We start from the raw sequence: 13,373 nt of genomic DNA, 5'->3' as shown, positions 1-13,373 counted from the left end.
CGGGGGCGGGTACCCTCGCCGCTCGCTCATGCCCGTCCCCTTCCCGCGCCGCGCGTCGGTTCGAGCGCGGCGTCGGCCGCGGTGAGCAGGGTCGTCGCCGGGCCGGCCGGCGACGCCGGGTCGAGGAAGACCCGCGGGGAGCCGCCGGTCACGCCCGGGTCGGCGAGGCCGGACGGGTCCTCGACGGTGTACGCGGCCGGCTTGATGATCGCGGTGCCGTCCGGGTTGAACTTCGGCAGCTCGGCCTGCGGGGTGGGCAGCAGCGCCTTGCCGTTGTCGACGTTGCCCTTGTCGTCCACGCCGTACAGCGCCTGGTAGATCCGGCGGACCGCGTCACCGGAACCGCCGGAGCCGGTGCCGCCCTGGCTGATCGTCATGATGACCGCGTAGTCCTTGCTGTACGTGTCCATCCACGAGGTGGTCTGCTTGCCCTCGACCTCGGCGGTGCCGGTCTTGGCGTGCAGCTCGATCTTGTTCTGCGGCCAGCCGGCCCCGACGAACTTCCAGGCGGCGGTGCCGCTGGTGATGACGCCCGCGGTGGCCTGGTCGATGTAGCTGAGCAGCTTCTGGTCGCCGGGGAACTTGGCGTCCTCGTGCGGGGCGATCTCGCGAACGAGGTCCCCGCTCGGGCTTATCACCGCCTTGGCGACGGTCGGCCGGTAGAAGGTGCCGCCGTTGGCCAGCGCCGAGTAGATGCGGGCCATCTGGACCGGGGTGACGAGGGTGTCGCCCTGGCCGATCGCGTAGTTGACGGCGTCACCGGCGCGCATCTGGTAGCCGTCGACGCAGTTCTCCCGGGCGATCTGGTCGGAGAAGCTGTTGCCGCCCTTCTGCGCCTGCGCGCACCAGGCGTCCTTGTTGTTGTCGTAGAAGGACTGCTTCCACTGCCGGTCCGGCACCCGGCCGGGGACCTCGGCCGGCAGGTCGATGCCGGTCTTGGCACCGAGACCGAACTGGTGGGCGGTCTTGAAGAACCAGTCGCCCGGGTCCTTCTTCGGCTTGATGCCGCCGTCCTTCATCCACTGGTCGTACGCCAGGCCGTAGAAGACGGTGTCGCAGGAGACCTCCAGCGCCCTCTCCAGGGAGATGGACCCGAAGCTCTCGCTCTCGAAGTTCTTGAACTCGCGGCCGCCGATGGTCATGGCCTTCGGGCACGAGTAGGTCCCGTCCAGCGAGTAGCCGGCCTGCACGGCGGCAGTGGTGGAGATGACCTTGAAGGTCGAGCCGGGGGCGGACTGACCCTGTATGGCCCGGTTCAGCAGCGGGAAGTTGGAGTCCTTGCTGGTCAGCGCCTGGTAGTCCTTGCCGCTGATGCCGCCCACCCAGAGGTTGGGGTCGTAGGTCGGCGCGCTGGCCATCGCGATGATCCGCCCGGTGTGCACGTCCATCACGACGGCGGCGCCGGAGTCGGCCTCGTAGTTGCGGTTGGTGACCTTGTCGAAGGTGTTCCGGGCGTCGTTCATGGCCTGCGCCAGGTTGTCCTCGACCACCTTCTGCACCCGGGCGTCGATGCTGGTGACCAGGTTGTTGCCGGTCTGCGGGGCGACGGTGCCGGCGGTGCCGATCACCCGGCCGAGGTTGTCCACCTCCAGCTTGGTGATGCCCGCGGTGCCGCGCAGGTCGCGGTCGTACACCGACTCCAGGCCGGCCCGGCCGATCTGGTCGGCCGGCAGGTAGCGGTCCAGGCCGGTCTTGTCGGCGGTCTTGCTGACCTCGTCGTCGGTGACGGGCGAGAGGTAGCCGAGCACCTGGGCCATGTTGGCGCCCTCGGCGCCGGTGTAGCGGCGCACGGCGGTGGGCTGCGCGGTGATCCCGGGGAAGTCCTCGCGGCGCTCCATTATCTGCATCGCCTGCTGGGTGGTCGCCTCCTTGGTGACCGGGATCGGCTGGTAGGGCGAGCCGTTCCAGCAGGGCTGCGGCGTCTTGGCGTCGCAGAGCCGGACCTTCTCCTGCACGTCCTTGGCCGGCATGCCGAGCACGCCTGCCAGCCGGGCCAGCACCGCCTTGCCGCCGTCCTTCTGCTGGAGCAGCGAGGTGCGGCTGACGGAGACCACCAGGCGGGCCTCGTTGCCGGCCAGGATCCGCCCGGAGGCGTCCAGGATCTCACCGCGGACGGCCGGCTCGACCACCTCGCGGATGTGGTTGCCGGTCGCTTTGGCGGTGTAGACGCTGGCGTTGCGGATCTGCAGGTACCACAGCCGCCCGCCGAGGGTGGCGAGCAGCGACAGCACCAGGATCTGCAGCACCACCAGACGGATCGTCACCCGCCGGGTTCGGCCGGTCTCGGGGATGTTGCTCACGTCTCGTGCGCTCCAGGGTGCGGGAAGGAGTTCAGGGGCTAGGGGCGCTTGGTGAAGCCGGGCGCGCGCCGCTTCTTGTAGTTCGGGCCCGTGGAGACCTCACGGGTGGTGCGGTAGCGGGCCAGCGTGCCCAGGCCGGCGCCGCCCTCGTCGCCGTCGCTGGCGGCGGCCACCGGGTCGCGGCCGAAGCGGCGGCCGAGCAGCATCACGAGTGGCACGACGAACGGCGCCAGCAGCAGGTCGTACAGCAGTGCGCTGATCACCAGGCCGCCGAGCCCGACGTGCCGGGCCGCGGTGTCGCCGACCAGTGCGCCGACCATCGCGTACAGGAGGGTGGAGGCGACGGCGGCGGCCGCGACGACGAGCAGCGCGCCGGAGACGGACCGCTGGCGGCCGTGCTCCGGGCGCAGCAGCCCGGCGGCGTAGCCCATCAGGCAGAGCACGAGCGCGTAGCGGCCGATCGCGTGGTCGGACGGCGGCGCGAGGTCGGCGAGCAGTCCGGCCGAGAAGCCGACGATGCAGCCGCCGGTCGGCCCGTAGACCATGGCGAGGCCGACCACGACGAGCAGCAGCATGTCCGGGGTGGCGCCGGGGAGCTGGAGCCGTCCGAAGACGCTGACCTGGAGGATCAGGCCGAAGAGGATCAGGACGGCGGAGACGGGGATGCGGGCGAGGCGCATGGCTCAGTTCCCCCCAGTGGGCTTGGCGGGCGGTGCGGAGGGAGCCGTGGTGGCGGGCGCCGCCGGTGCGGCGGGAGCGCCCGGGGCCTGGCTCTGGGCGGGCGCGGGCGCGGGCGGCAGCACGCCGTCGCGCGGGTCCGTGCGCGGCGGCACGACCACGACGCCGACCAGGTCCAGCCGGGTGAACTGGACGAACGGCTCGACCAGGACGGTCTTGGTCAGCTGGCCCGCGTTGGCCTGGACCTCGACGACCTTGCCGACCGGGACGCCGGGCACGAACGGGCGGCCGCTCTGCGAGCCGAAACTGACCAGCCGGTCGCCGGTCTTGACCTGCGCCTTGCCGTTGAGCAGGGAGACCTTCATCGGGCTGTCGCCGCCGCCGGAGGCGAAGCCGATCTCCCCGGTGCCCTCCAGCCGGGCGCCGGCGGTGAAGCCGGGGTCGGAGGCGAGCAGGACGGTGGCGGTGGTGGGGGCGACGGTGGTGATCCGGCCGACCAGCCCCTGGCCGTTGATGACGGTCATGTCGCGGGTGAGGCCGTCGTCGCTGCCGGCGTCGATGGTGATGGTCCAGGAGAAGCCCTGGGCCGGGCCGATCGCGATGACCTGGGCGGCCTTGACGGTGTATCCGCCGGCGCCGGCGGTGCGCAGCAGGTCGTCGAGCTGCTTGGTGCGGCCGGCGGCCATGTCGGAGGAGGCGAGCTTCTGCCGCAGTTCGGTGTTCTCGCGGGCGAGTTGGTCGGTGCGGCCGCTGTTGGTGGCGGTGTCGCGGAAGGCCCGGACGGTGTTGGCGACCGGGTCGACGACGGTGGCGGCGCCACGCTCGACCGGGCCGAGGATGCGCGCGGCGGCGCGCCGGGCACCGCCGAGCGGGGAGCTCTCACCGCCCTTGATGTCCACGGTGATGAGCGCGAAGGCGACGGCCACCAGCAGGATGAGCAGCAGCCGGCTCTCTCGTGTGTCCCTCACGGTGCTGGTACTGCCCCTTCGTACCTGGCCGGCCGCCGGGGCTGTGGGGCCCGGGCGGCGGCGGCCCGTTCAGTTGAGTGTCGGATGTGTCGTCGGTACTAACGGCGCGGCTGCGCGTCGAGTACCTGCTGGAGCGCCTCGAACTCCTCGACGCACTTGCCGGAGCCGAGCGCGACCGAGTCGAGCGGGTTCTCCGCGATGTGGATCGGCATGCCGGTCTCGCGGCGCAGCCGCTCGTCGAGGCCGCGCAGCAGGGCGCCGCCACCGGTGAGCACGATGCCGCGGTCCATGACGTCGCCGGCGAGCTCGGGCGGGCACTGGTCGAGGGTGGTCTTGACGGCGTCGATGATCGAGTTGACCGGCTCGTCGATGGCCTCGCGGACCTCGGCGGCGGAGATGACGACGGTCTTGGGCAGGCCGCTGACCAGGTCGCGGCCGCGGATCTCGGCGTGCTCGTCCTTCTCGCCCTCGAGGCCGAAGGCGCTGCCGATGCTCATCTTGATCTGCTCGGCGCTGCGCTCGCCGAGGAGCAGCGAGTACTCCTTCTTGATGTGCTGGACGATCGCGTTGTCCAGCTCGTCGCCGGCGACCCGGATGGACTGGGCCGTGACGATGCCGCCGAGGGAGATGACCGCGACCTCGGTGGTGCCGCCGCCGATGTCGACGACCATGTTGCCGGTGGCCTCGTGGACGGGCAGCCCGGCGCCGATGGCGGCGGCCATCGGTTCCTCGATGATGTGCACCTGGCGGGCGCCGGCCTGCGAGGAGGCCTCGATGACGGCGCGGCGCTCGACCCCGGTGATGCCGGAGGGCACGCAGACGACCACGCGGGGGCGGGCGAGGTAGCGACGGCGGTGGATCTTGAGGATGAAGTAGCGGAGCATCCGCTCGGTGATCTCGAAGTCGGCGATCACGCCGTCCTTGAGCGGGCGGATGGCGACGATGTTGCCCGGGGTTCGGCCGATCATCTTCTTGGCCTCGGCGCCGACCGCGAGGATGCCGCCGGTGTTGGTGTTCACCGCGACGACGGACGGCTCGTTGAGCACGATCCCCTTGCCCCTGACGTACACCAGCGTGTTGGCAGTTCCGAGGTCGATCGCCAAGTCGCGGCCGATGAACGACAGGTTGCTCGCCATGGGGTGTGGGTGCCTTCCCGGGCTCGGAGTTCTGGGGGTGGACGAATGCGCACGCCCACGCTTGGGCGGAGACCAGCTGAGCTGCCTTACCGGGCCCTTGAGTCGCGTCCATCGTAGTCACGCCCCGCGGCACGGACGTCGACGTGGGGGCATACCGTCCATTGTCCGGAGCGTGATCGCTTCTCCGAGGATTGGGACGCCGTGTCGGCATCGCCAGTTCCCTATTTCCCGATAAGAATGCCCCGGCCGGGCCAATGGTCCCGACCGGGGCAGTCCCCGGGTCCTGCGGGCGTGTCGCCCGGGCCGGATCAGGCGTGCGCCGGGAAGAAGATCTTGATCTCGCGCTCGGCGGACTCGGGCGAGTCGGAGGCGTGGATCAGGTTCTCGCGGGTGATCGTCGCGTAGTCGCCGCGGATGGTGCCGGCCCCGGCCTCCAGCGGGTTGGTGGCGCCGGCCAGCATGCGGATGCCCGGGACGACCTCCTCGCCCTCGACGATCATGGCGATCGACGGGCCGGAGGTCATGAACTCCAGCAGCGGCTCGTAGAACGGGCGGCCGACGTGCTCCGCGTAGTGCTGCTCCAGCGTCGCCCGGTCGAAGGTGCGCAGCTCGACGGCGGCGAGCCGCCAGCCGGCCTTGCGCTCGATGCGGCTGATGATCTCGCCCGCCAGGCCGCGGCGGACGGCGTCGGGCTTGAGCAGGACGAGAGTGCGCTGGGACACGGTGCGTCTCCTGGGGATTCGGTCCGGCAGATGGTATGCGGTACGGCAGAGATTACCTTGCGTGAACGACCTGCCGGTTCCGCCGGTCTAGGCCTTCGCTGCTGCCACGGCGGCGGCGCGGGCGGCCTTGAACTCGTCCACCTTGCGGCCGTAGTGGACCGAGCACCACCACAGGGCGGCGAAGACCGCCCCGAGCCCGAACATCGTCGGCAGGATGAAGCCGCTGACGATCAGGCCGATCTGCAGTGCCCAGCCGAGCGCCACCGCGCCGGGGCGGTTGATCATGCCGCAGAGTGCGATGCACAGCGCCATGGCGATGCCGCTGACGATCCAGACCGAGGCCGTCGAAACGCTGGAGAGCCGCATCGCGACCAGCGCCGCGAACATGATCAGGAGAGCCTCGCCGATCAAGGTCGAGGAGCAGAGCGTCCTCATCTCACTTCCTCCCGAGCAGCAGGCGGGCCTCGCCCACCGTGATGACCGAACCGGTGACCAGCACCCCGGCGCCGCCGAGGTCGCCCTCCTCCTCGGCGAGGGTGACGGCGGCGGCGATGGCGTCGTCGAGGCGGGGCTCGACCTGGACGCGGTCCTCGCCGAAGATCTCGACGGCGAGCGCCGCGAGGGCGTCGACGTCCATCGCGCGGTGGGTGGAGTTCTGGGTGATGACGACCTCGGCGAGGATCGGCTCGAACGCCTCCAGCAGGCCGGCCACGTCCTTGTCCCCGGAGGTGCCGATCACACCGACCAGGCGGGTGAAGCCGAAGGACTCGCTGATCGCGGAGACCGTGGCCCGGGCGCCGTGCGGGTTGTGGGCGGCGTCCAGGAGGATCGTGGGGCTGCGGCGGACGACCTCCAGGCGGCCCGGCGAGGAGACGCCGGAGAAGGCCTGGCGGATCTTGTCCGGGTCGAGCTGCCCGCCGCGGGCGCCGCCGACGCCGAAGAAGGCCTCGACCGCGGCCAGCGCGAGCGCCGCGTTGTGCGCCTGGTGCTCGCCGTGCAGCGGGATGAAGACGTCCTCGTACTCCTCGCCGCCGATCCCGCGCAGCGTCACCAGCTGGCCGCCGACGGCGAGTTCACGGTGGATCACGCCGAACTCCATGCCTTCGCGGGCGACGGTCGCGTCCACCTCGACGGCGCGCCGCAGGATGACCTCGGCGGCGTCCAGCTGCTGCTGGGCGACCACGGCGACCGCGCCGGACTTGATGATGCCGGACTTCTCGACCGCGATCTCACCGGTGGTCCCGCCGAGCTTGTCGGTGTGGTCCAGCCCGATCGGGGTGATCACCGCGACGACGGCGTCGATGACGTTGGTGGCGTCCCAGGAGCCGCCCATGCCGACCTCGACCACGGCGACGTCCACCGGGGCGTCGGCGAAGGCGGCGTAAGCCATGCCGGTCAGCACCTCGAAGAAGGACATCGGCACCGGCTGCTGCGCGTCGACCATCTCGACGTAGGGCGCGATGTCGCGGTAGACCTCGACGAAGCGCTCGGGGGTGATCGGGGCGCCGTCCAGGCTGATGCGCTCGGTGACGGTCTCCACGTGCGGGCTGGTGTAGCGGCCGGTGCGCAGCTCGAAGGTGTTGAGCAGCTGCTCGATCATCCGGGCGGTGGAGGTCTTGCCGTTGGTGCCGGTGATGTGGATGGACGGGAAGGACCGCTGGGGCTGGCCCAGGATGTCCATCAGCGCCTCGATCCGGTCGAGCGAGGGCTCCAGCTTGTTCTCCGGCCAGCGCTTGGCCAGTTCCAGCTCGACGTCCCGCAGGGCGTCGCCGGTGCCGCCGTCGGCGGGGCGGAGGGTGTACGGGTTCGGGTCGGCCTTGTCGCTCACGACCACAGTCTACGGAGGGTCGGCGGCGCGTCCTCACGGGGTGAGAGCGACCACTTTGCCCGTTCTCGACCCATCCCCTCCAGTTTCCTCCCTTTACTATTGATTTAGCGAGTTCGAGCTGCAAGAAGCATCGATTCACATCTCCGAGGAGTCATCAACCTTTGATCACTAGGGACGCCGCGCCATGCCTGCCGTCCTGCACAACTGAATCGTCCTCCGACAGGACGCGGTCGTCCGGTTCGCCGGGCTGATCTCGCCGACGCTCGTCGCCCACATGCTCCGGGCGTTCAGCCGCTTCCTCGCCCACTGGGCCGGCTCCCGGCACGCCTTCAAGTGCCTCGTCGGGCAGTCCGGTCGCGAACACCATCGGCACGCACCCGCACCTCATGTCGTGACGCACCCCGGCAGCCCGACCCCGGCGAGGTCTCAGACCCCGGCCCGGGCCTCCGGCACGTGCGGCGCGCCACCGTGCCGGCGGCGCAACTCGGCGGTGATCTCGGCGAGTTCGCCCTCCGACAGGAACGGCAACATCATCGCGACGCCCTGCAGCAGGCCGCCCAGCAGGAAGGTGGTGTCGGAGGTCGAGGCGACCAGGGCGCGAACCCCGGCCACGTCCCCGACGGCCACGGCCTCGATCAGCCGGGCGGCGTCGGCGGTCTCCTCGTCCACGGCGACCGCGCCGGTGTCGGCCGGGGCGCGCCGGGCCATCGCGCGCAGCACCTTGTCGCCGACCGCGGGGGCGTAGGCCTTGCGGACCGCCTCCGCGGCGATCCAGACGAGCAGGGTCGTCACCTCGCGCTCGGCGTGCTCGGCGAACAGCACGTCGAGCTCGTGGTCGAACGCGAGCTGGTTCCCGTGCCGGAACGCGAGCAGCAGGGTCGCCGCCCTGGCCTTGGCCTCCTCGACCGCCTCGGCAGGAAGTTCGTCGACCAACTCTTCGGTCACCACCACGCCATGCCCTCCCGTTTGTCGGCTCAGCAGAACGCCCAGCAGAAACGCCCGCAGGAGCGCCCGCAGGAACGCTCCGCGCAAACTCAGAGCACACCGTACACATCCGACCTGCAAACTTCCGCGAACCCGCGCAGGCAAGACCGGAATGAATTCGAGCGGAATAGGACCTCACCCGGTCCAGGATGAATATTCGCCGGAAGGGAGCAATGTTGCTGGGCTATTCGGTGCAAACGGCGAGGGGCCGTACTCCGCTCCTCGCGGAATACGGCCCCTCGTTGGACCGGTGGGGCGGCTCAGCCCTGCGGCAGCGCCGCGAGCTGGGCGGTGATCCGGGCGATGTCGGCCTCGGCGGCCTCCTGGCGGGTCCGGATCTTGGCGACCACGTCGTCCGGCGCCTTGGCGAGGAACGCCTCGTTGCCGAGCTTGGCGGTGGTCTGGGCCTTCTCCTTCTCGGCGGCCGCGAGGTCCTTGGCGAGGCGCTTGCGCTCCGCCGCGACGTCGATGGTGCCGGAGAGGTCCAGCGACACGGTGGCGCCGGCGACCGGGAGCGAGGCGGTGGCCGCGAAGCCCTCCTCGGGGACGGTCAGCCGCAGCAGCGAGCGGATCGCGTCCTCGTGGGCGGCCAGCGCGGTGCCGTCCAGCTCCAGGGCGGCGGGAACGCGCTGGCCCGGCTTGAGGCCCTGGTCCGTACGGAACCGGCGGACCTCGGTGACGACCTGCTGCAGCGTCGCGATCTCGGCCTCGGCCCCGGCGTCGCGGTAGCCGCTGTCCTTCGGCCAGTCGGCGATGACGACGGACTCGGCGCCGGTCAGCGTGGTCCACAGGGTCTCGGTGACGAACGGCACGACCGGGTGCAGCAGGCGCAGCGTGACGTCAAGGACCTCGCCGAGCACCCGGCGGGCGGCGTCGGCCTGCGGGCCGCCCTTGGCCAGGGTGGTCTTGGAGAGCTCGACGTACCAGTCGAAGACCTCGTCCCAGGCGAAGTGGTACAGCGCCTCGGAGAGCTTGGAGAACTGGTAGTCCTCGTACAGCCCGTCCACCTCGGCGACGGTGCTGCCCAGGCGCGACAGGATCCAGCGGTCGGTGGCGGTCAGCTCCTCCGGCGCGGGCAGCGGGCCCTCGACGGTGGCGCCGTTCATCAGCGCGAAGCGGGTGGCGTTCCAGATCTTGTTGGCGAAGTTGCGGGCCGCCTGGACCCAGTCCTCGCCGATCGGCACGTCGACGCCCGGGTTGGCACCGCGCGCGAGCGTGAAGCGCAGCGCGTCGGAGCCGTACTTGTCCATCCAGTCCAGCGGGTTGACCACGTTGCCGAAGGACTTCGACATCTTCTTGCCGTTCTGGTCACGGACCATGCCGTGCAGCGCGATGGTGTGGAACGGCGGGGTGCCGTCCATCGCGTAGAGGCCGAACATCATCATCCGGGCGACCCAGAAGAACAGGATGTCGTAGCCGGTGACCAGGACGGAGTTCGGGTAGAACTTCGCGAGGCTCTCGGTCTGCTCCGGCCAGCCGAGCGTGGAGAACGGCCACAGGCCGGAGGAGAACCAGGTGTCCAGGACGTCGGTGTCCTGGTGCCAGCCCTCGCCGGCGGGCGGCTGCTCGTCCGGGCCGACGCAGACGACCTCGCCGTTCGGGCCGTACCAGACCGGAATGCGGTGGCCCCACCACAGCTGGCGCGAGATGCACCAGTCGTGCAGGTTGTCGACCCAGTCGAAGTACCGCTTCTCCATCTCCTGCGGGTGGATCTTGACCTTGCCGTCGCGGACCGCGTCGCCGGCGGCCTTCGCGAGCGGGCCGACCTTGACCCACCACTGCATGGACAGCCGCGGCTCGATGGTGGTCTTGCAGCGCGAGCAGTGGCCCACCGAGTGGACGTACGGACGCTTCTCGGTGACGATCCGGCCCTCGGCGCGCAGCGCGGCGACGATCGCCGAGCGGGCCTCCAGCCGGTCCAGGCCGAGGAACGGGCCGTGCGCGGTGATGACGGCGTGCTCGTCCATCACGGCGATGTTCGGCAGGCCGTGCCGCTGGCCGATCTCGAAGTCGTTCGGGTCGTGCGCGGGCGTCACCTTGACGGCGCCGGTGCCGAACTCCGGGTCGACGTGCGCGTCGGCGACGATCGGGATCCGGCGGCCGGTGAGCGGCAGCTCGATCTCGGTGCCGACCAGGTGCCGGTAGCGCTCGTCCTCCGGGTGGACGGCGACCGCGGTGTCGCCCAGCATCGTCTCGGCGCGGGTGGTGGCCACGACGATCGAGTTCTCGCCCTCGCCGTAGCGGATCGAGACGAGCTCGCCGTCGTCGTCCTGGTACTCCACCTCGATGTCCGAGATGGCGGTCAGGCAGCGCGGGCACCAGTTGATGATGCGCTCGGCGCGGTAGATCAGCTCGTCGTCGAAGAGCTTCTTGAAGATGGTCTGGACGGCCTGGGAGAGGCCCTCGTCCATGGTGAAGCGCTCGCGCGACCAGTCCACGCCGTCGCCGAGGCGGCGCATCTGGCCGGAGATCTGGCCGCCGGACTCCGCCTTCCACTTCCAGACCCGCTCCACGAAGGCCTCGCGGCCCAGGTCGTGGCGGGACTTGCCCTCCTTGGCGAGCTCGCGCTCGACCACGTTCTGGGTGGCGATGCCGGCGTGGTCCATGCCGGGCTGCCAGAGCGCCTCGTAGCCCTGCATCCGCTTGCGGCGGACCAGCGCGTCGATCAGCGTGTGCTCGAAGGCGTGGCCCAGGTGCAGGCTGCCGGTGACGTTCGGCGGGGGGATGACGATGGTGAACGGGGGCTTGTCGCTCTTGGCGTCCGCGGTGAAGTAGCCACGCTCTACCCAGCGCTCGTACAGCTCGCCCTCTACGTCCGCGGGGGTGTAGGTCGTCGGGAGGGTTGCCGCATCGTCCCCGGTGGTGCTCACGGGGCGCTGGTTCGTCGTGTCGGTCACGACGCACAGTTTACGTAACCGCGGGCGCGGGTCACGAACCGCTTTCGGTCCGGGCACTGCGCGCTCCCGGCCGGGTCCGCCGTGGGCGGGGTGCGGTAGCGTGCCCGGACAATCGTCCGGATTTCCGGACGTACACGGGAACAACTCCACACCAGAGACAGGCCGCGGGTGCGGCGGGGGAGCACAGACAGATGTACGGCCAGGGTCAGCAGTATCCGCAGGGACAGCCGCAGCCCTACGGGGGACAGCCCCCGTACGGCGCACCGCAGCCGCAGCCGCCGTACGGGGCACCGCAGCCGCAGTACGGGTACCCGCCGCAGGGGCAGCAGCCCTACGGCCCGCCCCAGCAGCCCTACGGCGTGCCGCCGCAGGCCCCGTACGGCCAGCCCGGGTACCCGGCGCCGCCGAAGAAGGGCAAGGGCGGCCTGGTGGTCGGCCTCGTGATCGGCGCGCTCGTGCTCGGCGGCGGCGGCTTCGCCGCCTGGAAGTACCTCGGCAAGGACGCCGCGGGCGGCAACTACAAGATCTCCGCCCCGCAATCGCTGCCGGACGGCTACGTCAAGAAGTCCTCCGAGGAGAAGCCCGCCGACAACAGCAAGCCCGAGACGGCGAAGTACGGCTCGAACCTCACCGGTGTGATCGCCAGCTACACCAAGGGTTCCGACCCGCTCGACACGATCTCGGTGATCGGCATCTACGGACAGCTGAACAACCCCGACCAGATCATCCAGGAGTCGAAGCAGGACAGCGGCGGGCTCACCTGGTCCTCGCCGATGGCGGACTTCCCCGCCCAGGACAGCACGAGTTCCTCGGCGAAGCTCGCCTGCGGCGCGTCCAGCATCATCGGCAAGCCCGGGCCGGTGATCTGCGTGTGGGCCGACAAGTCCACCTACGGCCGCGTCAGCTTCAACCACGTCAGCCTCGGCGGCAACGCCCCGGCCCAGCTCACCCCGGCCCAGGCCGCGGACAAGACCCGCGCCATCCGCGACGCGATGAAGGTTGCCAAGTGACCGACCAGAGCCCTTACGGCGCCCCGCCGCCGCCCAACCAGCCGTACGGTGCCCCACCCCCGCCGCCCAACCAGCCCTACGGAGCCCCGCCCCCACCGCCCAACCAGCCCTACGGAGCGCCCCCGCCGCCCGTCGGCCAGCCGTACGGCGCGGTTCCGCCGCAGGCGCCGCCGCCCGGGTACCCCGCACCCGACCAGGCCGGCTACCCCGGGTACGGCATGTACCCGCCCCCGCCGCCCCGCAAGTCGCGCAAGACGCTGTGGATCGTCCTCGGCGCCGTCTTCGGCGTGCTGCTCCTCGGCGGCGGCGCACTCGCGTACTTCGTCTTCGACCTGACGAGCAACGCGGGCACCCAGAAGATCGTGATGCCGACGGCCTTCAAGGACCTGAAGGCCAACGACGACCCGTCGGTGACTCAAAAGATCCAGGACGAGATCACGTCCAAGATCGGCAACGGCGACGGCAACTGGAAGCCCACCGGGGTGGCCGCCGTCTACCAGGACGCGAACTCCGACCCGCAGTTGGTCGCCGTCGGCGTCTACGGCAAGGTGCTGCTGCCGAAGCAGGAGCTGGACCAGATGTTCCAGGGGTTCTCCGGTGCGGGTGGGACGGTCAACGACCGGCACGCGGTGGACCCCGGCCCCAAGGGCGGCACCATGGAGTGCGGGACGTCCGTGGACGGCGACACCAAGATGGCCCTGTGCGCCTGGGCCGACAGCAGCAGCCTCGTCATGGTGATGAAGGGCGCCGACGACGGCACCCAGCCCGACGTGGAAAAGCTCGCCGCCGACACCCGCGACCTGCGCGCGGTCGCCGAGATGCCGAAGTAAGCCGGTAAGCCGAAGCAATC

General features: G+C 70.7%; 12 protein-coding genes. 2 read left to right on the top strand and 10 right to left on the bottom strand.

Features of this window, described 5'->3' with window-relative positions:
• Positions 1-26 precede the first annotated feature (26 nt).
• The 10 genes from mrdA to ACWCXH_RS28095 all read right to left on the bottom strand — a co-directional run bounded on the left by mrdA (position 27) and on the right by ACWCXH_RS28095 (position 11,513).
• Positions 27-2,300, bottom strand: a complete 2,274-nt coding sequence (gene mrdA / locus ACWCXH_RS28140) for a penicillin-binding protein 2 (RefSeq protein WP_449804278.1) — start codon at positions 2,298-2,300, stop codon at positions 27-29.
• Between the two features lie 38 nt (positions 2,301-2,338).
• Positions 2,339-2,980 (bottom strand): rod shape-determining protein MreD, encoded by a 642-nt coding sequence (gene mreD, locus ACWCXH_RS28135; protein ID WP_449804277.1) that lies wholly within the window; start codon positions 2,978-2,980, stop codon positions 2,339-2,341.
• Between the two features lie 3 nt (positions 2,981-2,983).
• Complete coding sequence (mreC, locus tag ACWCXH_RS28130; protein ID WP_449804276.1) at positions 2,984-3,946, bottom strand: rod shape-determining protein MreC; 963 nt, start codon at positions 3,944-3,946, stop codon at positions 2,984-2,986.
• A gap of 98 nt (positions 3,947-4,044) precedes the next feature.
• Entirely contained in the window at positions 4,045-5,070 is a 1,026-nt protein-coding gene (locus tag ACWCXH_RS28125) for a rod shape-determining protein (protein WP_030256393.1), read from the bottom strand.
• Positions 5,071-5,390: 320 nt separating this feature from the next.
• The gene (ndk, locus tag ACWCXH_RS28120; protein ID WP_449804275.1) at positions 5,391-5,804 is read right to left on the bottom strand and encodes a nucleoside-diphosphate kinase; all 414 of its coding nucleotides are present in this window, start codon (positions 5,802-5,804) and stop codon (positions 5,391-5,393) included.
• An 87-nt stretch (positions 5,805-5,891) separates the two neighbouring features.
• Positions 5,892-6,239, bottom strand: coding sequence for a DUF4233 domain-containing protein (locus ACWCXH_RS28115; protein ID WP_449804274.1), 348 nt, complete (start codon positions 6,237-6,239; stop codon positions 5,892-5,894).
• Between the two features lies 1 nt (position 6,240).
• A complete protein-coding gene (gene folC, locus ACWCXH_RS28110) occupies positions 6,241-7,632 on the bottom strand; it encodes a bifunctional tetrahydrofolate synthase/dihydrofolate synthase (RefSeq protein WP_449804273.1) in 1,392 nt (463 codons plus the stop codon).
• A gap of 154 nt (positions 7,633-7,786) precedes the next feature.
• Positions 7,787-8,005: a hypothetical protein gene (locus tag ACWCXH_RS28105; RefSeq protein WP_449804272.1), complete on the bottom strand. Its 219-nt coding sequence runs from the start codon at positions 8,003-8,005 to the stop codon at positions 7,787-7,789.
• A gap of 53 nt (positions 8,006-8,058) precedes the next feature.
• Positions 8,059-8,583 (bottom strand): hypothetical protein, encoded by a 525-nt coding sequence (locus ACWCXH_RS28100; RefSeq protein ID WP_449804271.1) that lies wholly within the window; start codon positions 8,581-8,583, stop codon positions 8,059-8,061.
• A gap of 293 nt (positions 8,584-8,876) precedes the next feature.
• Entirely contained in the window at positions 8,877-11,513 is a 2,637-nt protein-coding gene (locus ACWCXH_RS28095; RefSeq protein WP_449804270.1) for a valine--tRNA ligase, read from the bottom strand.
• Positions 11,514-11,704: 191 nt separating this feature from the next.
• Here ACWCXH_RS28095 and ACWCXH_RS28090 point away from each other — a divergent pair, with 191 nt between their 5' ends.
• Both ACWCXH_RS28090 and ACWCXH_RS28085 read left to right on the top strand, forming a co-directional pair.
• Positions 11,705-12,523, top strand: a complete 819-nt coding sequence (locus ACWCXH_RS28090; protein WP_449804269.1) for a hypothetical protein — start codon at positions 11,705-11,707, stop codon at positions 12,521-12,523.
• Positions 12,520-13,353: a hypothetical protein gene (locus ACWCXH_RS28085; RefSeq protein WP_449804268.1), complete on the top strand. Its 834-nt coding sequence runs from the start codon at positions 12,520-12,522 to the stop codon at positions 13,351-13,353. The genes ACWCXH_RS28090 and ACWCXH_RS28085 overlap by 4 nt, the downstream gene beginning before the upstream one ends.
• Positions 13,354-13,373 lie beyond the last annotated feature (20 nt).

Source organism: Kitasatospora sp. NPDC001660 (assembly GCF_053596725.1).
Note: the sequence above shows the minus strand (reverse complement) of the source record. Positions and strands in the feature narration are given on the sequence as shown.

Coding starts and splice junctions, on each gene's coding strand:
- ACWCXH_RS28090 (WP_449804269.1), top strand. CDS start 11,705: ATGTACGGCCAGGGTCAGCAGTATCCGCAGGGACAGCCGCAGCCCTAC.
- ACWCXH_RS28115 (WP_449804274.1), bottom strand. CDS start 6,239: ATGAGGACGCTCTGCTCCTCGACCTTGATCGGCGAGGCTCTCCTGATC.
- mreD (WP_449804277.1), bottom strand. CDS start 2,980: ATGCGCCTCGCCCGCATCCCCGTCTCCGCCGTCCTGATCCTCTTCGGC.